General features: G+C 61.7%; 21 protein-coding genes. 14 read left to right on the top strand and 7 right to left on the bottom strand.

Translation table 11 applies throughout. The features are described from left to right. The first annotated feature begins 41 nt into the window (after positions 1-41). Positions 42-983, top strand: a complete 942-nt coding sequence (locus tag CWI66_RS07515) for an exopolyphosphatase (protein WP_016915102.1) — start codon at positions 42-44, stop codon at positions 981-983. 105 nt (positions 984-1,088) lie between these two features. Here CWI66_RS07515 and CWI66_RS07510 read toward each other — a convergent pair whose 3' ends face one another. The 3 genes from CWI66_RS07510 to CWI66_RS07500 all read right to left on the bottom strand — a co-directional run bounded on the left by CWI66_RS07510 (position 1,089) and on the right by CWI66_RS07500 (position 4,005). Further along, the gene (locus CWI66_RS07510; protein WP_100731348.1) at positions 1,089-2,384 is read right to left on the bottom strand and encodes a TRAP transporter large permease; all 1,296 of its coding nucleotides are present in this window, start codon (positions 2,382-2,384) and stop codon (positions 1,089-1,091) included. After that, positions 2,381-2,935: a TRAP transporter small permease gene (locus CWI66_RS07505; RefSeq protein ID WP_039175186.1), complete on the bottom strand. Its 555-nt coding sequence runs from the start codon at positions 2,933-2,935 to the stop codon at positions 2,381-2,383. Before CWI66_RS07505 ends, CWI66_RS07510 begins: the two co-directional genes overlap by 4 nt. An 89-nt stretch (positions 2,936-3,024) precedes the next feature. After that, on the bottom strand, positions 3,025-4,005 hold the full coding sequence (locus CWI66_RS07500) for a TRAP transporter substrate-binding protein (protein ID WP_081194781.1): 981 nt from the start codon (positions 4,003-4,005) through the stop codon (positions 3,025-3,027). 258 nt (positions 4,006-4,263) lie between these two features. Between CWI66_RS07500 and CWI66_RS07495 the strand changes: the two genes are divergently transcribed. From CWI66_RS07495 to recQ, 6 genes are all read left to right on the top strand, one after another. Continuing rightward, positions 4,264-5,037 (top strand): SDR family NAD(P)-dependent oxidoreductase, encoded by a 774-nt coding sequence (locus CWI66_RS07495; protein WP_100731347.1) that lies wholly within the window; start codon positions 4,264-4,266, stop codon positions 5,035-5,037. A 133-nt stretch (positions 5,038-5,170) separates the two neighbouring features. Then, entirely contained in the window at positions 5,171-6,295 is a 1,125-nt protein-coding gene (locus CWI66_RS07490) for an ABC transporter ATP-binding protein (RefSeq protein ID WP_100731346.1), read from the top strand. A gap of 56 nt (positions 6,296-6,351) precedes the next feature. Then, positions 6,352-7,632, top strand: coding sequence for an ABC transporter substrate-binding protein (locus CWI66_RS07485; RefSeq protein ID WP_100731345.1), 1,281 nt, complete (start codon positions 6,352-6,354; stop codon positions 7,630-7,632). Positions 7,633-7,700: 68 nt separating this feature from the next. Further along, positions 7,701-8,585 carry a carbohydrate ABC transporter permease gene (locus tag CWI66_RS07480; RefSeq protein WP_096922054.1) on the top strand — a complete coding sequence of 295 codons (885 nt, stop codon included), beginning with the start codon at positions 7,701-7,703 and terminating at the stop codon, positions 8,583-8,585. Further along, a complete protein-coding gene (locus CWI66_RS07475) occupies positions 8,582-9,424 on the top strand; it encodes a carbohydrate ABC transporter permease (protein ID WP_081194773.1) in 843 nt (280 codons plus the stop codon). Before CWI66_RS07480 ends, CWI66_RS07475 begins: the two co-directional genes overlap by 4 nt. A gap of 62 nt (positions 9,425-9,486) precedes the next feature. Further along, complete coding sequence (gene recQ, locus CWI66_RS07470) at positions 9,487-11,607, top strand: DNA helicase RecQ (protein ID WP_100731344.1); 2,121 nt, start codon at positions 9,487-9,489, stop codon at positions 11,605-11,607. A 45-nt stretch (positions 11,608-11,652) separates the two neighbouring features. On the opposite strand, the gene mtnA is transcribed toward recQ, so the two are convergent. Continuing rightward, entirely contained in the window at positions 11,653-12,672 is a 1,020-nt protein-coding gene (gene mtnA, locus CWI66_RS07465; RefSeq protein ID WP_100731343.1) for an S-methyl-5-thioribose-1-phosphate isomerase, read from the bottom strand. Positions 12,673-12,777: 105 nt separating this feature from the next. On the opposite strand from mtnA, the gene mtnB reads away from it, so the two are divergent. The 3 genes from mtnB to CWI66_RS07450 are packed head-to-tail and all read left to right on the top strand — an operon-like array spanning position 12,778 to position 14,638. After that, on the top strand, positions 12,778-13,368 hold the full coding sequence (gene mtnB, locus CWI66_RS07460; RefSeq protein ID WP_100731342.1) for a methylthioribulose 1-phosphate dehydratase: 591 nt from the start codon (positions 12,778-12,780) through the stop codon (positions 13,366-13,368). After that, positions 13,365-14,051, top strand: coding sequence for an acireductone synthase (gene mtnC / locus CWI66_RS07455; protein WP_100731341.1), 687 nt, complete (start codon positions 13,365-13,367; stop codon positions 14,049-14,051). Before mtnB ends, mtnC begins: the two co-directional genes overlap by 4 nt. A 38-nt stretch (positions 14,052-14,089) precedes the next feature. Then, positions 14,090-14,638, top strand: a complete 549-nt coding sequence (locus CWI66_RS07450) for a 1,2-dihydroxy-3-keto-5-methylthiopentene dioxygenase (RefSeq protein ID WP_081194765.1) — start codon at positions 14,090-14,092, stop codon at positions 14,636-14,638. A 723-nt stretch (positions 14,639-15,361) separates the two neighbouring features. Here CWI66_RS07450 and mtnK read toward each other — a convergent pair. Then, positions 15,362-16,624 (bottom strand): S-methyl-5-thioribose kinase, encoded by a 1,263-nt coding sequence (gene mtnK / locus CWI66_RS07440; RefSeq protein WP_100731339.1) that lies wholly within the window; start codon positions 16,622-16,624, stop codon positions 15,362-15,364. A 198-nt stretch (positions 16,625-16,822) separates the two neighbouring features. Between mtnK and CWI66_RS07435 the strand changes: the two genes are divergently transcribed. Further along, complete coding sequence (locus tag CWI66_RS07435) at positions 16,823-18,514, top strand: methyl-accepting chemotaxis protein (protein WP_100731338.1); 1,692 nt, start codon at positions 16,823-16,825, stop codon at positions 18,512-18,514. A 4-nt stretch (positions 18,515-18,518) separates the two neighbouring features. Here the strand turns inward: CWI66_RS07435 and CWI66_RS07430 are convergent, their stop codons facing one another. Then, complete coding sequence (locus CWI66_RS07430) at positions 18,519-19,718, bottom strand: GGDEF domain-containing protein (protein ID WP_016915119.1); 1,200 nt, start codon at positions 19,716-19,718, stop codon at positions 18,519-18,521. A 262-nt stretch (positions 19,719-19,980) separates the two neighbouring features. Here CWI66_RS07430 and rimO point away from each other — a divergent pair, with 262 nt between their 5' ends. Together rimO and CWI66_RS07420 are read left to right on the top strand one after the other, a co-directional pair. Beyond that, positions 19,981-21,348, top strand: coding sequence for a 30S ribosomal protein S12 methylthiotransferase RimO (gene rimO / locus CWI66_RS07425; protein WP_016915120.1), 1,368 nt, complete (start codon positions 19,981-19,983; stop codon positions 21,346-21,348). Positions 21,349-21,413: 65 nt separating this feature from the next. Further along, the gene (locus tag CWI66_RS07420; RefSeq protein WP_016915121.1) at positions 21,414-21,698 is read left to right on the top strand and encodes a YrhK family protein; all 285 of its coding nucleotides are present in this window, start codon (positions 21,414-21,416) and stop codon (positions 21,696-21,698) included. Here the strand turns inward: CWI66_RS07420 and CWI66_RS07415 are convergent. Then, complete coding sequence (locus CWI66_RS07415) at positions 21,695-22,453, bottom strand: DeoR/GlpR family DNA-binding transcription regulator (RefSeq protein WP_016915122.1); 759 nt, start codon at positions 22,451-22,453, stop codon at positions 21,695-21,697. The genes CWI66_RS07420 and CWI66_RS07415 overlap by 4 nt on opposite strands. Positions 22,454-22,612: 159 nt before the next feature. Between CWI66_RS07415 and CWI66_RS07410 the strand changes: the two genes are divergently transcribed. Continuing rightward, complete coding sequence (locus CWI66_RS07410) at positions 22,613-23,590, top strand: ABC transporter substrate-binding protein (RefSeq protein ID WP_081138684.1); 978 nt, start codon at positions 22,613-22,615, stop codon at positions 23,588-23,590. Positions 23,591-23,592: the final 2 nt, after the last annotated feature.

The following is a 23,592-nucleotide window of genomic DNA, read 5'->3' as shown; positions in this document are numbered from 1 at the left end:
CTGGTATCGTTCAGATACCGATCACCGTGAAGAGACTACAAATGCCTACGCAACAAACATCCACGTTTCGTTTGGTTACCCGCAGCGATTTTGATGGGTTGGTATGCGGCGCACTGCTCAAGCATCTGGGCCTGATCGATGAGATCACCTTCGTGCACCCCAAGGACATGCAGGATGGCAAGATCGAGATCGATGCCAATGACATCACCACCAACCTGCCTTATGTGCCCGGCTGCCATCTGGCCTTCGATCACCACCTGAGCGAAACCGTGCGTAACGTCGAGCGGGCCGACAACCACATCATCAATGCCGATGCCCCTTCTGCAGCGCGCGTCGTGTGGGAGTACTACGGTGGCCACGAAGCCTTCCCTGCCCGCTGGGACGACATGATGGAAGCGGTCGATAAAGGTGATTCGGCGCAGTTCGATCGCGACGAGATTCTCGACCCGCAAGGCTGGGTGCTGCTGAACTTCATCATGGACGCGCGCACGGGGCTGGGACGCTTCCGCGACTTCCGTATTTCCAACTACCAGTTGATGATGAAGCTGATCGATTACTGCCGTGAGCACACCATCGACGAAATCCTGGCCCTGGAAGACGTCCACGAGCGCACCGCGCTGTACCGTGAACACGCGCAACTGGCCAAACAGCAGATCGAACGCTGCGCCAGCGTACACGGCAATCTGGTGGTCCTGGACCTGCGCCACGAAGAGACCATCTATGCCACCAACCGCTTCGTGATCTACGCCATGTACCCCGAGTGCAACATCTCGATCCATGTGATGTGGGGCCTCAAGCAGCAGAACACCGTGCTGGCCATTGGCAAGTCGATCCTCAACCGCTCCAGCAACACCAATGTGGGCGAGCTGTGCTTGAGCTACGGCGGCGGCGGCCACCTGAATGCGGGCACCTGCCAGGTCGATAATGACCAGGCGGAAAGCGCGCTGGCGGAGATTGTTGAGAAGATCAATGCCGATGGGTAATGGGCATCTGGCCTGATACCCATCCTGTTGCCCCCTCGGCATCTACCGCTTTACTTCGCCCCTTAGCGCCCTATCCGCAAGGGGCGAAGCATTGGCGGACCAGGCTCAATACCCCATCACGCTCGGCAGCCAGGTCGCCAGTCCAGGCACGGCGATCAACAGCAGGATCGTGGCCAGGATGGGCAGCAGGAACGGCAATACGGCTTTGACCACCTGGCCGTACCTCAACCGGGTAATGCCGACCATCAGGAACAGCACCGTGCCGAAGGGCGGCGTGATGACGCCCACCGAGAGCGTGATGACCATCACGATACCGAAGTGAACGGGGTCCAACCCCGCGCTGAGGGCGGCCGGTACGACGATGGGCGTGAAAATCAGGATGCTCTCGATCACCGACATGAAGCAGCCGATCAGCAGGAAAAACAGCGCAAAACAGAGCAGCAGCACGATGGTGGGCATATCGATGCTGGCGACCTGGCCTGCCAGCGCCTGGGGGATACCCATACGGACCAGAATCCAGCCGTAGAAGCTCGATACCGCGATGATCAGCAGAATGACCGCGCTAAACATCAGGGTTCTACGAAACGCCAGGAATAAATCCCGCCCGTTCAGGTCACGGTAGATCACCCCGCCCAGGATCACCGCGTACAGCGAGGCAATCGCACCCGCTTCCGTGGGGGTGAAAAAGCCTCCCCAAATACCGCCCACGATAATGGCGGGCATCATCAGAGGCAGGATGGCCCGCTTGCCCGTGCGCACGACTTCGCAGGCATCGAACGCGGTCGGTTTGGGCATCACCACTCGGCCAGTCATGCCCAGCACCACCGTCATGCCCATCAGTAACAGCGCCATCAGGATGCCCGGTAGCAACCCCGCCATGAACAGCCCACCGATACTGACATTGGCCAACCAGCCATACACCACCAGCGCAATGCTGGGCGGCAGGATAGGGCCGATGACGCTGGAGGCCGCCGTAATACCGGTGGAATAGCCCAGCTCGTAGCCGCGCTCCTTCATGGCCTTGATTTCGATGCTGCCAAGCCCGGCGGCATCGGCGACTGCGGTACCCGACATGGTGGCAAAAATCGAGCTGGCCACGACATTGGCATGCCCCAGCCCGCCTTTGGTGAATCCCACCAGCGCCGTGGCGAAGTCGAAGATACGGGTGGTGGTGGAGCCCACGTTCATGATGTTGGCCGCCAGAATGAACAGCGGGATGGCCAGCAGCGTGAAGTTGTTGAGGGTTTGCACCATGCGCAACGGCAGCAGCTCCACCGGCAGGCCCCCCGCCCCGGTTACTGCCAGGGCAATGAACGAGGTCACCCCAATGGCCACCACCACAGGCAACCCAATGGCCATCAGGGCCAGCAAGCCCCCTACGAATACGAGCAATTCCATCATGGCTGCGCGGGCTCCTCTTCACGGGGCGCTTCCAACCAGGCCACGGGGCCACGCAGGGTCTGCCACGCGGCGATCAGCGCCATGCCCGAGAAACTGAGCAATACGCCGTAATAGAGAAAACTGAAGCTGATACTCAGCGATACGGTCTTGTTGTTGGCACTCATGTCGGACATGATCCAGGCGCCCCAGGCCGCCAGCACGAAAAATCCGCAGGAGATCATGGCCGTCAAGCGATACTGAAGATGCCTGCCCACGTTGGAGAGCCGATGACTGAACAGGTCCACGACCAGATGCTCACTACGCACCCACGCCGAAATGGAGCCAAAACCAATCGCATAAATGGCCAGCAGCGACGCGACTTCTTCTGTCCAGGGCATTCCCAGCCCCAGCAGGTCACGAGCCACCACGGCGGCCACCAGCAGCACCAGAATGGCCACCATCAAGGTCACGCCCACCACATCGCACAGGCTCGTAATGACACGCAGCACACTTTGGGCGGCTCTATCCAGCCCCTGCACGGGTGCCGCTTTCTCTTCCGAGGGAGCATTCATCGATAATTTCCTGAGGTGATCTCACAATCCACGGCCACGGGGGTGTCGGGCACCCCCGTGGCTGAACCCAACGCGTTGGCGCTAACGCGTCATTCGCCCTGATGCCCGAGGGCGTCCTCGCTCACGCCATCGGCCATATCGGCCATGACCCGCTCGATGGCTGGCAACGCAGCGGTTCTGAACGCTTCGATATCCGGTTCGATGATGGTCATGCCCTGCTCTTCCAGCGCGCCGAGGTAGTACTCGTCCAGCTCGCGCTCACGCTCGGAGCCATGGGCTCGCGCCACGTGAATGGCCTCTTCGATCAGCGCTTGATCGTCTTCTTCCAGGCCGTCCCACCACCGCGAACTGGCCACCCAGTTCCACGGGAACTGCACGTGGCTGGTCAGAATGATGTGGTCCTGCACTTCCCATAAGCGCCGGGTATATGGCGAAGAGAGCGAGTTTTCATGGCCGTCTACCTGGCGCGTCTGCATGGCCAGATAGATCTCCGGAGCAGGCACGTTGACCACCTGAGCACCGATCTCTTCCCACACCGTTAGCCACACCGGCAACGAGGGCAGACGCATGCGGAAACCGCGCAAGTCTTCAGGGGTTTCGATGGCCTTGTTGGCGGTCATGTGGCGCGGCCCACGATGCTGGGTGCCAAAGTACTTGAGCCCGCCCTGGTTTTCGGCCTGCTCGATTAACGCCTGCCCAGAGGGGCTCTCCATGTACGCATCCACCTCTTCCCAAGTGGCAAACACGAATGGCACGGTAATGGCGTCGTACTCAGGCGCATACTGCTGGCGCCAATTCCCGCCGGTAATGGAAAGCTGGGTTTGTCCCAGGTTGAGCAATTCCAGAATGGCATCCTCGCCTCCCAGCGAGCCCGCCAGGAAAGGGCGAACGTTGAAGCGGCCCGGCGCCTGCTCTTCCAGGTACTCCGCAAAGCGCTCCACGGCGGCGCTTTCGGAACCGCCTTCGCTCATGGTGTTGTTGACTTGGATTTCAATCGGGTTAGCCAGAACGAACGGTGCTGTCGTCAGCATGCCCAGGGTCGCCAGCGTGGCAAGCAGTTGTTTCCGCATGGGAAGGCTCTCTACGGTTGTCGTTATTGGGTGTGGTGCTGATTCGATCTTGAAACAAGCCGCCAAACGGCTCAAATCGGCGTTCGAGAAGGCAGGCTTCGTCAATGACGATGGCTGCAATCGCCCTGAGAATGGCACCTTTTTCAGGGATACTGCGAAAGGCTGCGACTAAAGATGGATACTCAAGGGCTCGGGTTCGTTACCCAATGGCGCTTCCCCCGAGAGGTTCCATCACCATGCAGTATGGGAGTATTCTCCATGCACGAAACCGAGCAGGTCGTGTTCATCACCGGTGCGACGTCCGGCATCGGGCTGGCATGCGCGCATCTTTTTGCCGACGCGGGATGGGCACTGGTATTGACCGGGCGGCGCCAGGACCGCCTGGCGCAGCTGCAGGCCACCTTCGAACAGCGCGTGCCTACCCATACGGCGGCTTTGGACGTCAGCGACGCCGAGGCGGTGGCCGAAGTCGTGGCGGCCTTGCCCGAGCGTTTTCAGCGCGTGCACACGCTGATCAACAATGCCGGGCTGGCACTGGGCAAGGACCCGGCGCCGCAAGCATCGCTGGAAGACTGGCATCGCATGATCGACACCAATATCAAGGGGCTGGTCAACGTCACCAAGCACCTGCTGCCGCTGCTGAGCGCTTCCACCCCAGGGACCACGATCATCAACCTGGGCTCCATTGCCGCCAACACGCCCTACCCGGGCGGCCATGTTTACGGCGCCACCAAGGCCTTCGTGGAGCAGTTCAGCTATAACCTGCGCTGTGACGTGGGCCCGCTGGGCATTCGAGTCACGGACCTGGCCCCCGGCATGACGGCCAGCGAGTTCACCCTGGTGCGCATGAAGGGCGACCAGGGCGTCGCAGACCGCTACTACGAAGGCACCCAGCCGCTCCAGCCAGAAGACGTGGCCGCGCAGGCGCTGCATGTGGCGTCCCTGCCTGCCCACGTCAACATCACCCGCCTGGAAGTCATGCCCGTGTGTCAGCAGTGGTCAGCGCCGACCATTTTGCGCCACCAGACGTAAGCATTGGCCCGGCGATTTACGCCGGGCCATTCGGCATCCGCGCCTCACGACATCAACCTGACATCCAGGCGTCATACAAACGCAACACCTTGCTCTCACTCTAGATTGTCGCCACGCATGACGGATGAGGGCCATGAACCAATCGCGCATTCGCCTGGCAGGCGTCTCCAAGCACTGGGGCGCGACCACGGCAGTCAACGACATTTCCTTCGATATTCAGCCCGGGCAGTTCGTCATTCTGCTGGGGCCGTCAGGCTGTGGAAAATCCACCACCCTGCGCATGCTGGCAGGGCTGGACGACGCCAGCAGTGGCCGCATCCATATCGGCGAACGGGACGTGACCCACCTGCCGCCCGGCGACCGTGGGCTGAGCATGGTGTTTCAGTCCTACGCGCTATTTCCGCACTTGAGCGTGGCCGACAATATCGTCTTTGGCCTGCGCAGCCGCAAGGTAGCGAAGGCAGAACGGCAGCAGCGCCTGGCCCAGGTGGCCGAGCTGGTGGACCTGACGGATTACCTGCACCGCAAACCGGCACAGCTTTCCGGCGGCCAGCGCCAGCGGGTGGCGTTGGCGCGCGCCATCATTTCCGAACACCCCATCTGTTTGATGGACGAGCCGCTGTCCAACCTGGATGCGCGGCTGCGCAGCGATATGCGCAGGGAGATCAAAGCCCTGCAATCACGACTCGATATGACGGTGGTTTACGTCACTCACGACCAGGTAGAGGCCATGAGCATGGGAGACCGTGTGATCTTGATGCAACAAGGACATATCGTGCAGGACGGCACACCCGACGAGCTTTACAACCAGCCCGCCAGCGCCTTCGCCGCCAGCTTCATCGGCAGCCCGGCCATGAACCTGCTGCCGCTGGTGGCCGGGGCACAGGGAGCGGTGATCGAAGGCGAACCCACCACCCCCGTTGCCCCGTTGCCCGCGGCAGGCGGCCAGTTGGGCATTCGCCCCGAGGATATCGAACTGCGCGGGGCATCGGCGGCTGGCCTGCCCGGCCTGGTGGAAAGCGAAGAGTATCTGGGCGCCGACACCATTGCCCATGTGAGCGTCGGGCAGCACACCCTGCGTGTGCGGCTGGGCGGCAAACACAGCCTGACGGGCCAGCCCTGCCGACTGTTCTGGTCGGCAGACAAGGCCCACCTGTTCGGCCCCTCCGGCGCACGCCGGGACGACCTGTCGGCGCTGGAACTCACGCCGTATCGCACCATTCCGCGCCCGCCGACGGTGGGCTCTTTTCAGCACTGAGTTTGCTCACCACCCCACAACCCTTGCGACATCACCCACTCTTTGAGGAGTCAGCCATGCGAGTTTCTCATCCCTTGATGTCCGGCGCCCTGCTTGCCAGCGCACTGGGCGCCGCTCAGGTTCAGGCGGATACCATCGATTTGACGATGTACTACCCGGTGTCGGTGGGGGGCGCACTGACCGACGTGATCGATGGCCTGGTGGCTGAATTCGAAAGCGAATATCCGGACATCAACGTGGAAGCCATCTACGCAGGCAACTACGACGACACCCGCGTGCGCGCCATGTCCGCCATGGAAGCCGGGGATACGCCTCAGCTCTCGGTGCTGTTCTCCATCGACCTGTACGAGCTGATCGAGCAGAACGCCATCGTGGCCTTTGATGACCTCATCGACACCGAGGAAGAGCGCGCGTGGCTGGATGGCTTCTACCCCGGCCTGATGGAGAACGGTCAGTTGGATGGCAAGACCTACGGCATTCCCTTCCAGCGCTCTACCATCGTGCTGTTCTGGAACAAGGACGCCTTTGCAGCCGCTGGCCTGGACCCGGAAACGCCGCCGGAAAACTGGGAAGAGATGGCCGAGATGGCCGCCACCGTGCGCGAAGCCTCGAACGGTGAGCAGTGGGGCGTGATGGTGCCATCCACCGGCTACCCCTACTGGATGTTCCAGGCCTTTGCCTTCCAGAACGGCCATCGCCTGATGAACGACGATGGCACCGAGGTCTATTTTGACGACCCGGCCGCCATCGAAGCCCTCGAATACTGGGTGTCGCTGGCCACCGAGCACGACGCCATGCCCAGTGGCACCATCGAGTGGGGTACCCTGCGCCAGAACTTCCTCGAGCAGTCCACCGCCATGATGTGGCACACCACGGGTAACCTGACCGCGGTACGCAACGAGGCCAATTTCGAGTTTGGCGTCGCCATGCTGCCCATGAAGACCCAGCGCGGCAGCCCCACCGGTGGCGGCAACTTCTACATCTTCGAGGATGCCAGTGAAGAGGAGCAGCGCGCAGCGATGACCTTCATCCGCTGGATGACCGCCCCCGAGCGTGCCGCCGCATGGTCCATCGAAACCGGCTACATGGGCGTCAGCCCCGCCGCCTATGACACCGAGGCATTGCAGCATTACGTGGAAGAATTCGCCCCTGCCGCCGTGGCTCGGGACCAGCTCGAACACGGCACTGCCGAACTCTCTACCTACCAGGGTGGCCGCGTGCGCCGTGCCCTGGATAACGCCGTGCAAGCCGCACTGACAGGGCAAATGAGCCCTGCCGACGCGCTGAGCCAGGCCCAGCGTGAGGCCGATGCGGCGCTGCGCCGCTATGCCCGGTAAGTGCCGATAGGCGGACGTTTCCATGCTCGCCGGGGTTCGCCCCGGCTTTTTCTCATCACGGCGGCCCCATGAACCTGAACGCCCATCGAACGATGCAGCTTTACGGCGCCCTGCTGCTTCTGCCCGCGGCGCTGCTGCTCACTGCGTTTGCCTACTTGCCCACGGTCACCACCGTGATCAACAGCCTTTTTTTGCCCGGCTTTCGCGGCGAGCCCGCCGCCTTCGTCGGGCTCGACAACTATCGCGTGCTGATGGACGACCCGACGTTCTGGAAAGTCGCCCGCAACAACCTGCTGTACGCGCTGGGCACGGTTCCCACTTCCATGGCGCTGGCACTGGGCATGGCGCTGCTGGTCAATGCCCGCCTGCCCGGGCGCGGGCTGGTTCGCATGGCCTATTTCACGCCCACCATTCTGCCCATGATCGCCGCCGCCAATATCTGGATGTTTTTCTACGCCCCGCAGATAGGGCTATTCAACAAGCTGCTCGGCGCCCTGGGGTTTGCCGGGGTGAACTGGCTGGGCGACCCCGGCGTGGCGCTGGGGTCGGTCATCGTCATGTCGGTGTGGAAAGAAGCGGGCTTTTTCATGATCTTCTACCTGGCCGCGCTACAGGCCATCCCCCCGGAGCTCAAGGAAGCCGCTGACCTGGAAGGCACGAGCCGCTGGAGCTTCTTTTGGCGAGTGACGTTTCCCCTGCTGATGCCCACCACGCTGTTCGTACTGATCAACGCGCTGATCAATGCGGTGCGGGTGGTCGACCACCTGTTCATCCTCACCAAGGGCGGGCCCAATAACGCCACCAACCTGCTGCTGTATTACGTCTACGAGAACGCCTTTTCGTTCTTCGACCGCACCATGGCGGCCACCATCACCGTGGTCATTCTGCTGGTGTTGGCGGTGGTGGCCACACTGAAGTTCACGATTCTGGACCGCAGGACGCACTACCAATGAGCACCTCCTCTCTTCCGGTGTCGCCACGGCGCACCTTGGCGCTGCCCCGCCTGGAAACCCTGGCGGCCTGGCTGCTGGCCGTGATCTGGATCTTTCCGCTGCTTTACGCGGTGTGGGCCGCGATTCATCCGCCCGCCTACATGGTACGTTTCGACCTGCTGGCGCCTTTGACGCTGGACAACTTCACGAACGCCTGGGTCCAGGCCCCCTTTGCGCGTTACTACCTGAACACCTTCGCGCTGGTGACCGGCGTGGTACTGGCCCAGTTCGTGGTCTGCACGCTGGCCGCCTTTGCCTTTGCCCGCTTTCCGATCCCCGGCAAGAACCTGCTGTTCATGCTGGTGCTGATTCAGCTGTTCGTGTTTCCCGAAGTGCTGATCGTCGAGAACTATCGTATCGCCAGCGAGCTGGGGCTGATCAATACCATCACCGGCATTGGCCTGCCCTACGTGGCCAGCGCCTTCGGCATTTTCCTGCTGCGTCAGACCTTCAAGACCATCCCCCGAGAGCTGGAGGACGCCGCCCGTATCGAGGGCTGTGGCTGGCTGGAAATCCTGTGGAAGGTCTACGTGCCGCTGGCCAAGCCCACCTATCTGGCCTACGGGCTGGTGTCGATCAGCCACCACTGGAACAACTTCCTGTGGCCACTGGTGGTGACCAACTCCGTGGAGAGCCGCCCGCTGACGGTAGGATTGGGCGTGTTCTCCGCGCCAGAAACCGGCGTCAATTGGGCCACCGTCAGCGCTGCCACGCTGCTGAGTATTGCGCCGCTGCTGGTGGCTTTTCTGCTGTTCCAGCGCCAGTTCGTGCAGTCGTTTTTACGGGCAGGGATTCGCTAGCCCAACTCACTCGGGTTTTCGTGCGACAATTCTCCTTCACGCACACGACAAGGAGAGCAGCGATGCACGGCGACCCGGCAGCCCTCAAGGTACTGCAAGAAGTCTTTGGCTTTGAGCGCTTTCGTGGCCCCCAGCAGGCCATCATCGAGCACGTGACGGGCGGCGGAGACGCGCTGGTGCTGATGCCCACCGGCGGCGGCAAATCGCTGTGCTATCAGATCCCGGCGCTGCTGCGCGCCGGCACCGCCATCGTGGTCTCGCCGCTCATCGCGCTGATGCAGGATCAGGTGGCCGCGCTGATCCAGAACGGGGTGCGCGCCGCCTACCTGAACTCCAGCCTCGATATGCATGAGGCGATGGATGTGGAGAACCGCCTGCGGGCGGGCGAGCTGGATCTTCTCTACGTCGCGCCCGAACGGCTAGCCACGGCGCGCATGCAGATGCTGCTGGAGCAGACCCACATTGCGCTGTTCGCCATTGATGAAGCTCACTGCGTTTCCCAGTGGGGGCACGATTTCCGCCCCGAATATCGCCAGCTCTCCCACCTGCACCAGCGCTTTCCTGACGTGCCGCGCATCGCGCTCACCGCCACCGCCGATGTGCCTACCCGGCACGACATCATGGAGCACCTGCAGCTTCAGGACGCCGCGCTCTACAACAACGGCTTTGACCGACCCAATATTCGCTACCATATCGCTGAAAATCAGGGCAATGCCAAAGAGCAGTTGCTGAGTTTCATCCGTGAGCATCACGACGGCGAGTCGGGCATCGTCTACTGCCTCTCACGGCGCAAGGTGGAAGAAACCGCCGCCTGGTTGGCGCGCCAGGGGCTCACCGCGCTGCCCTACCATGCCGGGCTACCCGCCGAGCAGCGCCAGCAGCATCAAACCCGTTTTCTGCGCGAAGATGGCGTGGTGATCGTCGCCACCATCGCTTTTGGCATGGGCATCGACAAACCCGACGTGCGCTTTGTGGCGCACCTCAACCTGCCCAAAAGCATCGAAGCCTACTACCAGGAAACCGGCCGCGCCGGGCGCGATGGACTGCCCGCCGATGCCTGGATGGCCTATGGCCTGCAGGACGTGATCACCCTGCGCCAGATGCAGCAGGACTCCAGTGCCGCCGACCAGCAAAAGCGCATCGAACAACAGAAGCTCGATGCCATGTTGGGGCTCTGCGAGATCATCAGCTGCCGTCGCCAGGCGCTGCTCCACTACTTTGGCGATTCGCTAGATGAGCCCTGCGGCAACTGCGATAACTGCCTCACCCCGCCTGACACCTGGGAGGCCACCGTGGCCGCGCAGAAGGCGCTGTCGTGTGTCTATCGCACCGAACAGCGCTTTGGCGTCACTTATCTGGTGGATGTGCTGCTCGGCAAGCGCAACGAGCGTATCAGCCGCTTTGGTCACGACAGCCTGAGCACCTTCGGCATCGGCCAGGAGCTCACCGCCAGCGAGTGGAAAGCGCTGTTTCGTCAGCTGATCGCCAGCGGCTATCTGAGCGTGGACATGGAGGGCCATGGCGCGATCAAGCTCACCGCCAACGCCAGGCCCATACTGCGCGGCGAGCAACGTCTCACCCTGCGCAAACCCAGCAAGCCTGCGCGACGCGGAGCCAAAGGGGCATCTGCCGCCAAGGGCCACGGCGTACTGTGGGAAGCGCTGCGCCAGCATCGCAAAGCGCTGGCCGATGCCCAGGGCGTACCCGCCTACGTGATCTTCAACGACGCTACCCTGGCCGAGCTGGTAGCGCAAAAACCGCAAACGCTGCAGGCGCTGGGCACTATCTCGGGCATCGGCGCGCGCAAACTGGCCGATTACGGCGAAGGATTTCTGGCGGTGGTACTGGCGCACCCCAATGAGCCCGAAACGCCCACCGACATCGGCAATAGCGCCATGGAATCCGCCACGCTGCTGCGCCAGGGGCTAACCCCCGAACAAGTCGCCGAGCAGCGCGGGCTGGCCGCCAACACGGTCTACCGCCATTTGAGCGATGCCATTCAAGGCGGCGAACTGAGCCTGGAAGAGGTGGTCAACCTGGACCCAGCAACCCTGGCGCAGATTCACGCCGCCTTCGAGCAGTTTCCAGGCCAGGGGCTGAAAGTGGTGTTCGAGGCGCTGGAGGGGCGTGTGGATTATTCGATACTGCACTGCGTGCGGGCTTCCATGGCTGCCAAAGGTTAGGCTTTTTACGCAAAGTCGGCCAGCGTCGGCAGTTTTCGTAAAAGCCTAGCGCCATCCTCGCAGATGCTCGCCCTGGGCAATGGCGGCGGCGTCGAACACGCCGGTATCCAGAATCCAGGCGGTGACCAGTGAGGCCGGGGTCACATCAAACGCCGGGTTCCACACCGGTGCATCGCTGGGCGCCCACACCACCTCGCCAAACGCGCCGGCAGCACCGCGCACCTCCGCGCCATCGCGCTGCTCGATGGGAATCGCCGCGCCGGTGGCGCAGGCGGGGTCGACCGTGGTGTAAGGGGCCACCACGTAGAACGGTACCTGATGGTAATGCGCCGCCACCGCCAGCATGTAAGTGCCCACTTTGTTGGCAAAGTCGCCGTTGGCGCAGATGCGATCCGCCCCCACCATTACTTTATCCACCTTGCCCGCCGCCATCAGGCTGGCCGCCATGCTGTCGGTGATCAGCTGGTAGGGAATGCCTAAATCGGCCATTTCCCAGGCGGTCAAACGGCCACCCTGGAGCAGCGGGCGGGTCTCATCCACGTAGACATGCAGCGCCACGCCGCGCTGTTTGGCGATGGCCAGCGCGCCAATCGCGGTGCCTACGCCCGCCGTGGCCAGCGCGCCGGTGTTGCAGTGGGTCAGCACCCGGTCGCCGGAGGCCAACAGGTCAGCGCCCCGTTCGGCCATGCGCTGACACAGCGCACGGTCCTCTTCGAACAGCGCTTGGGCACGCTCGGCCAGGGCGTCCGCGCCCTGGGCAAAGCAGGCTTCCATGGCGTCCAGGCAGTACATCAGGTTCACCGCCGTGGGGCGCGTCGCCCGTAAGCGGTCACTCACCCACTGCCACTCACTTTGCGGATGGCGAGCCGCATACTGGGCCAGTACGAACGCCGCGCTCAAGCCAATCAACGGCGCCCCGCGAATGGCAAGATGCTTGACGGCGTGCTGCCACGCCTCGGGAGAGTCGCAGCGCACCCACTCTTCGGCCTGGGGGAGCCGGGTCTGGTCCAGGTATTCGAGGGCGTCGGCATGCACTCGTAAACTGCGTGACTGTAACGTAACCATGAAGGACTCCTTGAGGTCTTGAACCGGTGAACTCAGCGCGCGGCTTATCAGGCGCGAAGCTTATCATATAGAATGATGCCCATTGGATGAGACGATGCAGGCCTTATGACTACCTTACACACCGAACTGCTGGACGCCATTGCCTGGGCAGCGCAGCAAGGCTGGACCCCCGCCACCGGCGGCAATTTTTCCGCGCGTACCGAGGCTGGTTACTGGGTCACGGCATCCGGGCGGGATAAAACCCGCATCCAGGCCGATGACCTGCTGCTCTGCGACCTGGAAGGCCGCGTGCTGGAAGGTAGCGGCAAACCCAGCGCCGAAAGCGACCTGCACGCCGCGCTGTACCGGCTAGACCCGACCATTCACTGCGTGCTGCACACCCACACCGTGGCCAGCACCGTGCTGTCGCGACGCTTTCCCGACGGCATCGAACTGAGCGGTTTCGAGATGCAAAAGGCGTTGGCGGGTAACGTGACGCATGATGCAACGATTCGCCTGCCGGTGGTGCCCAACTCCCAGGACATGGAGGAGCTGGCCAGGCACGTTCGCCAGGGCTGGCCGATGCCCTGGGGCTTTCTCGTGGCGGGACACGGCATCTACGCCGTGGGCGACAGCATTGCCAGCTGCCGCCGCCACCTGGAAGCCATCGAATTCTTACTTGCCTGTGTACTGGAAGAGAGCCGGTGGTCCCAATGAATCAATCAACCGTTCGCGCTATCGTGACCGATATCGAAGGCACCACCACCGATATCAATTTCGTTCATAAAGTGCTGTTTCCCTACGCCTACGCCAAGCTGCCTGACTTTTTGCGCGAGAACGCCGCCACGCCTGCCGTAGCCGAGCAAATCGACGCCGTGCGCAGCGACATGCAGGACCCCGAGGCTACGCTGGAAGCGGTGATTGCGACGCTGCTGCACTGGATCGATACCGACCAGAAAGTGACGCCGCTGAAAGCCCTGCAGGGCATGGTATGGGCCGACGGCTACCAGCGTGGCGACTTCACCGGCCACTTATACGCGGATGTGGCTCCGGCGCTGCGCCAGTGGCAGGCGGAGGGCAAGGCGCTGTACGTGTACTCGTCAGGCTCGGTGCAGGCGCAGAAGCTGCTGTTTGGCTACAGTGACGAGGGGGATTTGACCCCGCTGTTCAGCGGCTACTTCGACACCCATGTTGGCCATAAGCGCGAAGCCGCCTCGTATCAGCGTATCCTCGACACCCTTGACCTGCCGCCCGCATCGGTGCTGTTCTTGTCAGATGTCGTCGAAGAGCTGGATGCCGCTGAACAGACGGGCATGCAAACCCGGCAGTTGGTACGTGAAGGCACCCAGCCGGGAACACATCACGCCTGCGTCGCACGCTTCGACGAGATTGCCGTCTAGCGGCAACGGTTGACCATTGCTTATTTCAGGAGTCATTGATGTCACAACTGAAAGTCTTTGCCGATCAAAACCCTAACGATGCGCTTCTGGATACCACGGACGGCGCGCAAATCGCCGCCGAACTGAACCGCGTGGGCGTTCTGTTCGAGCGCTGGGCAGCGCCGGGTGAGATTGCCGACGATGCCACCCAGGAAGAGATCCTGGCGCTCTATCAGGAAGATATCGACCGGGTCAAAGCCAAGGGTGGCTACCAGACCGTCGACGTGCTGCACATGGTGCCCACCCACCCGGACAAGGCAGCGATGCGCCAGAAATTCCTGAACGAGCACCGCCACCATGAAGACGAAGTTCGCTTCTTCGTCAAAGGCCAGGGGCTGTTCTGCCTGCACATCGACGACAAGGTTTACCAAGTGCTCTGCACCCGCAACGACCTGATCAGCGTGCCCGCCAACACCCCGCACTGGTTCGACATGGGCCCCGAGCCGGAATTCACCGCGCTGCGCTTCTTCGACAACGTGGAAGGCTGGGTACCCCACTGGACCGAAAGCGACATCGCCGGGAAGTTTGATCGTTTAGATCAGCTTTGAGCGATGAAGGGTGAAGGGTGAAGGGTGAAGGGTGAAGGGTGAAGGGTGAAGGGTGAAGAATAAACCGTAGCGCGGCGTAAGCGATAGCGCACCCGCGAAGCACCGCACAGCGGTGCCGAAGATGCCACCGAGCGTTGATCCTCCACAGCGGCCCCACCCAGGCGGCTGCCGCCGCCCCCGCGGGTGCCTCATTTGCTCGTGCCGAGCAAGATGCGTTACGCCGCGCTACGGGGCTTCTCAAAACTCAAGCAGGGCACCCGTAGCGCGGCGTAAGCGATAGCGCACCCGCGAAGCACCGCACAGCGGTGCCAAAGATGCCACCGAGAGTTGATCATTCACTCTGGCCCCACAGGCGGCTGCCGCCGCCCCCGCGGGTGCCTCATTTGCTCGTGCCGAGCAAGATTCGTTACGCCGCGCTACGGCGTTTCTCCAAGCTCAAAATGGGCACCCGTAGCGCGGCGTAAGCGATAGCGCACCCGCGAAGCACCGCACAGCGGTGCCGAAGGTGCCACCGAGCGTTGATCCTTCACTCTGGCCTATCCAGGCGGCTACCGCCGCCCCCGCGGGTGCCTCATTTGCTCGTGCCGAGCAAGATTCGTTACGCCGCGCTACGGGGCTTCTCAAAACTCAAGCAGGGCACCAGTAGCGCGGCGTAAGCGATAGCGCACCCGCGAAGCACCGCACAGCGGTGCCGAAGGTGCCACTGAATCAATGGAAAGACGCTTACAACACCGTTTTCTGATTGAACGTTTTGGCGAGTTCCGTCAGCGCGTCGAGGCCTCGGTAGGCTTGCGGTTCCATGATCAGCGTTTGGCCCATCAGCACGTTGCGTGCTTCCAACTCAGCTCGCAGGGCGGTGTCTTCGATCTCTTCGAAATCGGCGTTGTGGGCCAGCGACAGTACGCGGCGATGCATTTCGATGCCGCAGTAGGCCAGCGCATCTTCACGAATCTCATCCAGCAGGGCATCGCAGGCGTCGTCGGCGCTGTTACCCTGCTCTTCGAATAGCGACCTGGGGAACAGAATACCGGTCCGCTCGGTTTGCCAGAGGTGACGAAACTCCTCATCGAAGCGGGTAAAGCAGTCGCTGATCACCGAGAGAATCCAGGCTTGATACGCTTCCAGCTCGTCTGCCTGGCGGTGGGCTGGCTGGCTGAAGTAGGCCATGAAGAAATTGGCCACGGCCATGCCCAGGTCGAACGCCAGGGGGCCATACTGGGAAAACTCAGGGTCGATGACCCGCACGCTGGTGTCGGTGGCCATGATGGAGCCGGAGTGCAAATCACCGTGCAGCATGGTTTCGGTGTTGGCAGTGAACTTCATCAGCAGCCGCTGCACTTTGGCTTTCAAAGGCGCATTGCGGCGTAGTGCGTCCACCACGGGCGAGAGCTCGGGCGTGTGGCGGTTCATCTCGGCGCCGTAGTAGGGGTCGGTGAACACCAGCGATTCGGTGATCGCGGGAATCGCGACGTTGCCCGAGAACAGCCCCACATCCGCTTTCTTGTCCGGGCTCGCCATGGAAAGCTCCGAGCCGCGAAACGCCGTGCGGGCGCAGAACTCACCGATGGCCTCCCCTAGCCGAGCCACCCGCTCGCCGCTGATCAGCTTGCGCCGCAAAATCACGTGCGGGTGAAGATACTCCATCACGATCAGCGCCTGGGGCTTGTCGAAATGGTACACCTCTGGGGCCACGCCAGGCGCACGCGTAGCTTGGCGTACCAGCGCGTAGTATTCGAAATGGGCACGATAGAGCGGCAGCGGCCAGCTCTCGCCGACCATGCGCACGTAGGGCAGCGCCTGCTTGACCACCACGCTACCAGTGCTGCCGGTGACGATGAATACCAGATTGAGGTTGCCATCGCCCACTTCACGGATCTGCCACTGTGCCGGGTCGCCGCCCACGCGGCGGGCGACCGCTTCCACTCCCCCCAGCCGCTGGCCAAGGGTGTCCACTGCCAACGCCTGATAGCTTTGCTCGTCTGCCACGTTTAATCCCTCACCTGAAAGGGTTGTGTGTTTGTCATACCGCGAGGAGGTTGTCAAATTCATGGCGGCTTCTCGCCACGGCGCTCTCTTGGACAAGGGAAATGTTAAACAATGCAACGTCTCTGGATAACTCTTGTAGCAGATTTATAGTAATACCTGACCAACCCAATCAGGTATTCCTCCCACAGGTACTCCATCATGAAAAACAACGGCCCTGTTACCCAAGTGGAACACCCTCTACGCGATGATGATGTGCTGATCTCCAAAACCGACCGAAGCAGCCACATCGCCTATGCCAACCATCGCTTCGTCGAGATTAGTGGCTTCGACTATGAGGAGCTGGTGGGTTCACCACACAACATGGTGCGCCACCCTGACATGCCTGCCCCGGTGTTTGCCGATATGTGGAGCGACCTCAAGGCGGGCCAGTACTGGACCGGGCTGGTCAAGAACCGGCGCAAGAACGGAGACCACTATTGGGTGCGTGCCAACGTGGTGCCCATCCGTGAAAACAATCAAATCACCGGGTTCGTGTCCATTCGGGTAAAACCGGAACAGGCAGAAGTGGCCGAGGCGGAGCGTATTTATCAGGACATTCGTGAGCAGCAGGGTCGCTACAAGGTCAAGCACGGTGAGATCATGGCGCGTAACCCGCTGAAGCGCTTGGCAAGTGTCGCCTGGTGGGCGCCGCGACTGGCCAGCATTTCCGGCGTTCTGATGACGCTGTTCACCACTGGGCTACTGATGGCGGGATGCGCCTGGTGGCTAAAGGGCCACGTGGCCACCTCGGTAACCCTGCCGCTGGTGATGATGGTGCTGGCCAGCGGGCTGCTGCTGAGCGCGCTGCAGTGGCGCCAGGCGCGCCGGTTGCGTCGCTTCCTGCACAAGGCCAACGACTTTGCACTGCAAATCGCGGCAGGCGACCTGAACGCTCAGGTCCCTACCGTGGGCAACAAAGCCATGGACAACACCCTGGCCACCATGAACTTCATGCGCCGTTCGCTGGATGCACTGATTGGCGACCTGGACCAGCGGATTGCCCAGGTCATGCCCTCGGTGGAGGAGCTATCTCGGCATAACCAGGCCATGGGCCATCGAGTGGATCAACAGGCCTCTGCGGTGCAGCAAACGGCTGCCAGCGCCGAGCAGATCGCGTCTACCGTGCGACAAAGTTCGGACAATGCCCAACTGGCCAGCCAGGCGTCGGTGGGTAACGTGGGCGAAGTGGACAAGGCCGTGGCCATCATGCAGGAACTGGATGATGCCATGGAGGGCATTACCAGCACGTCCCAGGACATGGCAGGCATCGTCAAGACCATCGACCACATTGCCTTCCAGACCAATATTCTGGCCCTGAACGCCTCCGTCGAAGCTGCCCGGGCCGGTGAACATGGCCGAGGCTTTGCGGTGGTGGCCGAAGAGGTACGCCGCCTGGCCCGTCAGTCAGCCGAGGCAGCCCATCAGGTGCAGACACTGATCGAAACGGCCCGCCAGCGCATCGAGGCAGGCCAGCACAAGGCAGGCTCTGCCGGGGATGCCATGGGCCGCATCCGTCAGGCGAGCCATAACGTCAACGACCTGATGGAAGAGATTCGCGCCGCCGCCCGCGAACAGAGCGAGGGCATCGCTCAGATCAGCCAGGCCATCGCTCAGATCGACCAGGGCACCCAGGAGAGCGCGACCAGCATGGATGCCTACATCAATGCCGTCGACCTCCTCTCCAGAGAAGTGTCTCACCTGGCCCACAGCGCCCACGCGTTCATGCCTATCGGCGAACGCCAACCCCCACTAACGACCCTTCAGGGCACGCAGCCACGCCAAAATAACGTGCTGGCTCTGCCGCCGCGCAAGCCTGCACCCAGCCCACTCGCCAGCGCAGCGTCGTTCTAGACGGTCAGCTTTCTGCCAGGGGCGTCATGCAGACGCGGTTACGCCCCTGGCGCTTGGCATCGTAAAGCGCCTGATCGGCTGCCATGAAAAGTACCGTTTCCTCTTGCCCTACGGTGGGCTGCATGGCGGCCACCCCGATGCTCACCGTCACGTTGGCATCAGGGCCACACCCAGCATGCGCAATGGCCAGCGCTTCGATACTCTCACGGATACGCTCTGCGGCCTGACGTGCCGTATGCGGCTCGGTGCGAGGCATCAGAATCACGAACTCCTCACCGCCATAGCGCACCACCAGATCGTCGGAGCGGCTGTTGGATTGTAACGCGGCGGCCACCTGGCGAAGGCATAGGTCTCCTTGCAGGTGGCCGTAATAGTCGTTGTAGGCTTTGAAGTGGTCGATATCGATCACCATGATGGCCAAACAACGCTGTTCCAATTGGGCCACCTGCCAGTGCGCGGGAAAAATGGCATCGAACTGGCGGCGGTTGGCGATGTCCGTCAGTGGGTCGGTCACCGAGAGTCGCGTCAACTGATGATTGGCACTCTGCATATGGCCTGCCTGAATTTTTTCACGCATCAGCAGCAGAAAGGAGGTTCGTTCGCTGTACTCCAGGCGGTAGTTGGCCATCAACGTAAACACCGCCTTGACCAGAATAGCGAACATAGCCAAACGTTTGGCCTCGATTGGCATAGGCTCGTAATAAAATACGAAGACACTCATGACCCCGATACTGATCACCGTGGACGTCAAGGCATAAGGAAAACGCAACGAAAAAACGATGTTTCCAGCCACCAGGATCAGACCAAACGAAAAGACATCCAGATAAGAGTGCGGCGAGCTGGAAATGTAGAAAATGGTGCTGGAGCCGATCATGGCGATCACGACCAGCCCTGCCATCAGCGTTTCACGCAGCCACGGCGGCACCCCACGATAGACCCACCAGAAAATCGCCAGCGCCATGGGTAGCAAGATGACACCGCGAATCATCACGGAGGCCAGAAACGCTTCGGGTCGAAAGCTGTAGTCGTTGATCAGGAACAGGACATAAAGAAGAGCGGTGATCAGGCCCATGATCACCAGATGGCGTTGGCGTGTCTGGTGCGTTTCCTGTTCGAAGAGCGCCTCTAACTCCTGCCTGAACCGTAAGCGGCAGCGTGGTCTGAGCTCATGCTCGATGGCGTTCAGCAACCTATCACTCTTCATTGTCCTTGCTCCTGCGCTGCCCAAGGGCAATCGTTGCCATTTCGGTTAGGCATTCGTTTCATACACTTGTCGAGCCTTCAATTTAGTTTGCCACCTCTTGACGGCGGCGTCGCCTGCCGAACACGTTGGCGAATCCAACGCGTAGAGGTTCCCCCCGCTGGTCAAGGGCGCTAAAATGCCGCCCTTTCTCTACTCGCCATGTTCTTTTCCGGGGCCTCTGCTCAAGGTGATCGCCCCTCAGCTCTCTTCCTCGAGGCCCATTATGTCCACACCCAAGGTCGGTTTTGTGTCGCTAGGCTGCCCTAAGGCACTGGTCGATTCCGAACGCATCCTGACGCAGCTTCGTACCGATGGTTACGAGATCGTACCCACCTACGACGATGCCGATGTGGTGGTCGTCAATACCTGCGGTTTCATCGACAGCGCCAAGGCCGAGTCCCTGGACGCCATTGGCGAAGCCATTGCCGAAAACGGCAAGGTGATCGTGACTGGCTGCATGGGGGTGGATGAGTCCGTGATTCGCGACGTGCATCCCAACGTTCTGGCGGTGACGGGCCCACAGCAGTACGAGCAGGTGGTGAACGCCGTGCATAGCGCGGTGCCCTTCGTCAGCGAGTACGACCACCGCATCGACCTGGTGCCCGCCCAGGGCATCAAGCTGACGCCGCGCCACTATGCCTACCTGAAGATTTCCGAAGGCTGCAACCATACCTGCAGCTTCTGCATCATTCCCTCCATGCGGGGCAAGCTGGTCAGCCGCCCCGTGGGTGAGGTACTGCGCGAAGCCGAAGCCCTGGCGCGGGCCGGAGTGAAAGAGCTGCTGGTGATCTCCCAGGACACCAGCGCCTATGGCGTCGATGTGCGCTACGTGGAGAACGAGTGGCACGGGCGCCAGGTCAAAACGCGCCTGACCGAACTGTGCGATGCGCTGTCCGAGCTGGGCATTCGCGTGCGCCTGCATTACGTCTACCCTTACCCTCACGTGGATGAGCTGATTCCGCTGATGGCCGAGGGCAAGATCCTGCCGTACCTGGATATTCCTTTCCAGCACGCCAGCCCCAGGGTGCTCAAGGCGATGAAACGCCCCGCCTTCGAAGACCGTACCCTGGAGCGCATCAAACGCTGGCGCGAGCAGTGCCCCGAACTGACCATCCGCTCGACCTTCATCGTCGGCTTCCCCGGTGAAACCGAAGATGATTTCCAGTACCTGCTAGACTGGCTGAGCGAAGCGCAGCTGGATCGGGTGGGCTGCTTCCAGTACTCCCCGGTGGAGGGCGCCCCCGCCAATGAGCTGGGCCTGGCGCAGGTGCCCGATGACGTGAAGCAGGACCGTTGGGAGCGCTTCATGGCCCACCAGCAGGAGATCTCGGCAGCCCGCCTGCAGGCCAAGATCGATCGTGAGATCGAGGTATTGGTTGACGAAGTGGACGACGAAGGCGCCATTGGCCGCAGCGAAGCCGACGCCCCGGAAATCGATGGCATGGTCTATCTGGAAAGCCGCCATGCGCTGCGCGCCGGCGACCTGGTCAGAGCACGCGTCACCCATGCCGACGAGTACGACCTGTGGGCCGAGGTGATCGATACCCCCCAGCCGCTGAACTTTGTCAACACCATCGTCAACGCGGGCTAAGCCATCGACATGGAAACCGTATTTAACAAGTAAGTTGAGTTTTCTTTGCCCACAAAGGAGCGAACATGGCCCAGCACACTGTCTCGTCCAGCAACGACCTCACCTTCACCATGGGGCGCGAGGAACTGGTGATTCATCGCCGCTACGAGGTGCTCGGTATCATCAATGATTTCATGATAGGGCTGTGGTTCGTCATCGGTAGCATCTGCTTCTTTTACGAGGGAACAGTGCAAACCGTGGGCGTTTGGTTGTTTGTCATTGGCAGTATCCAACTTTTGATACGCCCGGCCATCCGCCTACACCGCTACGTCTATTTCAAGCGGTTGCCGGATGAGCGGCACGATGCCTAACCTCCGCTCATGAAGCAAACGCCTTGGGCCGCCAGGGGGCTTCTTAACCGGTCGGGCAAGGGGCTGTCAGTGATCACCGCATGATAGTCGGCCAGCGATCCTGCGGCGCAGCGCAGCGGCAGGTCGAACTTGGTCTTGTCCAGTACCAGAATACGGTACGCCGCGTGGGCCAGCAGCGCCTCTCGGGCCATGACTTCGTCATCGTTGTAGTCGTACAGCAGGCCCTGGCTATCCATCCCGCCCACCGAGACGATGCCCACATCGACCCGATAACGCTGAAAGAAGCGCCAGGCATCACCGCCTATCACGTCCTGGTCGCGGCGGCGCACGCGACCACCCGCCACGACCAGCTCGCACTCCAGGGCACACAGTTTGATCAGCGCGTGCAGGTTGTTGGTCATGATCTGCAGGCCCTGCTTGCCGTGCAGCGCATCGGCCAGCTGCTCCACCGTAGTGCCGGTGCCTAAAAACAGCGACTGGTGATCGGTAATCAGCGAGGCTGCCTGACGGGCAATGTGTCGTTTGCCGGCCTGATTGACGATCTGGCGCTGGTCATAGCCGACATTCTCCTGGTCAGGAAACGCCATCACCTCACCGTGTCGGCGTAGCAGCAGCCCTTGCTCGGCCAACGAGCGTATGTCGCTGCGCACGGTTTGCACCGAGACGCCAAACCGTCGCGCCAATGCCTCCAGGGTCTGCCGCCCCTCGTCCCGCACGCAGGCCAGTACCGCCCGCCGACGTTGATTGACGTCCATGCTTCCTCCCTGGTTTTCCCTTCAAGGTTGCCGCCAGCAAAACGAAAACCGTTTTCTGCTCGACGAAAGCCATTCACTTTCAAACGAAAGCTTAGTGTCACGATGTTGTAAGGCGATGACAGTAGTGTGATCACTGTTCACCTACTGGAGGTTTCCCCGATGTTGAAGCGTTCGTTGTGTCATGCCGTGACCCTTGCAAGCCTTGCCCTGTCCACGCCTCTGTTGGCCAACCAAACGCTGGTGCTCTATACCAGCCAGCCCAACAGCGACGCCCAGCAAACCGTGGATGCCTTCCAGGCGGCCTATCCGGAGATCGAGGTGGAGTGGGTGCGCGACGGCACGACGCGCCTGATGACTCGCCTGCGTTCGGAGCTGGCCGCAGGAGTGAGCAACCCCGACGTGCTGCTGATCGCAGACAGCATGACCATGGAGTCGCTGAAGCAGGAGGGCCATCTGCAACCCTATCTGAGCCCCGAGCGCGACGCCTACGATGAGGCGCTCTACGACGCCGACGGCTACTTCTACGGCACCAAGCTCATTACCACCGGGATCGTTTACAACACGGGTGCCGAGCACCAGCCGCAACGCTGGGCCGACCTGATTGGCCCGGAATACGAAGGCCTGGTCACCATGCCCAGCCCCCTCTACTCCGGCGCAGCGCTGATCCACATGGCCGCCATCGGTGAAACGTCGCTGGGCCTGGAATACTACGACGCCCTGCACGCCAACCGTACGGAAGCCCAAAGCGGTAACGGTGGCGTCTTCAACGCCGTGGCAGCAGGCACCAAGCCGTACGGCATCGTGGTGGATTTCCTGCCTATCCGTGAAGCGGCCAAGGGTTCCCCCGTGGCGTTCGTCTTCCCCGAGGAAGGTGTCAGCGCCGTGACCGAACCCGTCGCCATCATGGCGGAAGCCCAGCACCCGGATGCTGCCCAGAAGTTCGTCGATTTCGTGCTCTCCCAAGCCGGGCAGGAATTGGTGAGCCAGCAGGGCTACCTGCCCGCGCACCCGGACGTTGCCCCACCGGAAGGCTTCCCCGAACGCGACTCGATTCAGCTGATGCCGGTCGATATCGAGCAAGCGCTGTCCGAGGAAGAAGCGCTCAAGCAGCGCTTCAATGAGCTGTTTGGCGGTTGATG

The organism is Halomonas sp. 141, from assembly GCF_002810305.1.
GTDB lineage: Bacteria > Pseudomonadota > Gammaproteobacteria > Pseudomonadales > Halomonadaceae > Vreelandella > Vreelandella stevensii.
The sequence above is the reverse complement of the archived record's forward strand: the minus strand, read 5'-3'. Positions and strand labels throughout refer to the sequence as shown.

Excerpts from the sequence above, each read along its gene's own strand:
- CWI66_RS07430 (WP_016915119.1), bottom strand. The coding sequence starts at position 19,718 with ATGAAGAGTGATAGGTTGCTGAACGCCATCGAGCATGAGCTCAGACCA.
- CWI66_RS07505 (WP_039175186.1), bottom strand. The coding sequence starts at position 2,935 with ATGAATGCTCCCTCGGAAGAGAAAGCGGCACCCGTGCAGGGGCTGGAT.
- CWI66_RS07480 (WP_096922054.1), top strand. The coding sequence starts at position 7,701 with ATGAACCTGAACGCCCATCGAACGATGCAGCTTTACGGCGCCCTGCTG.
- CWI66_RS07485 (WP_100731345.1), top strand. The coding sequence starts at position 6,352 with ATGCGAGTTTCTCATCCCTTGATGTCCGGCGCCCTGCTTGCCAGCGCA.
- CWI66_RS07415 (WP_016915122.1), bottom strand. The coding sequence starts at position 22,453 with ATGGACGTCAATCAACGTCGGCGGGCGGTACTGGCCTGCGTGCGGGAC.
- CWI66_RS07500 (WP_081194781.1), bottom strand. The coding sequence starts at position 4,005 with ATGCGGAAACAACTGCTTGCCACGCTGGCGACCCTGGGCATGCTGACG.
- mtnB (WP_100731342.1), top strand. The coding sequence starts at position 12,778 with ATGACTACCTTACACACCGAACTGCTGGACGCCATTGCCTGGGCAGCG.
- CWI66_RS07410 (WP_081138684.1), top strand. The coding sequence starts at position 22,613 with ATGTTGAAGCGTTCGTTGTGTCATGCCGTGACCCTTGCAAGCCTTGCC.
- mtnA (WP_100731343.1), bottom strand. The coding sequence starts at position 12,672 with ATGGTTACGTTACAGTCACGCAGTTTACGAGTGCATGCCGACGCCCTC.
- rimO (WP_016915120.1), top strand. The coding sequence starts at position 19,981 with ATGTCCACACCCAAGGTCGGTTTTGTGTCGCTAGGCTGCCCTAAGGCA.
- CWI66_RS07490 (WP_100731346.1), top strand. The coding sequence starts at position 5,171 with ATGAACCAATCGCGCATTCGCCTGGCAGGCGTCTCCAAGCACTGGGGC.
- CWI66_RS07510 (WP_100731348.1), bottom strand. The coding sequence starts at position 2,384 with ATGATGGAATTGCTCGTATTCGTAGGGGGCTTGCTGGCCCTGATGGCC.
- CWI66_RS07420 (WP_016915121.1), top strand. The coding sequence starts at position 21,414 with ATGGCCCAGCACACTGTCTCGTCCAGCAACGACCTCACCTTCACCATG.
- CWI66_RS07495 (WP_100731347.1), top strand. The coding sequence starts at position 4,264 with ATGCACGAAACCGAGCAGGTCGTGTTCATCACCGGTGCGACGTCCGGC.
- CWI66_RS07475 (WP_081194773.1), top strand. The coding sequence starts at position 8,582 with ATGAGCACCTCCTCTCTTCCGGTGTCGCCACGGCGCACCTTGGCGCTG.
- recQ (WP_100731344.1), top strand. The coding sequence starts at position 9,487 with ATGCACGGCGACCCGGCAGCCCTCAAGGTACTGCAAGAAGTCTTTGGC.
- CWI66_RS07515 (WP_016915102.1), top strand. The coding sequence starts at position 42 with ATGCCTACGCAACAAACATCCACGTTTCGTTTGGTTACCCGCAGCGAT.
- mtnC (WP_100731341.1), top strand. The coding sequence starts at position 13,365 with ATGAATCAATCAACCGTTCGCGCTATCGTGACCGATATCGAAGGCACC.
- CWI66_RS07450 (WP_081194765.1), top strand. The coding sequence starts at position 14,090 with ATGTCACAACTGAAAGTCTTTGCCGATCAAAACCCTAACGATGCGCTT.
- CWI66_RS07435 (WP_100731338.1), top strand. The coding sequence starts at position 16,823 with ATGAAAAACAACGGCCCTGTTACCCAAGTGGAACACCCTCTACGCGAT.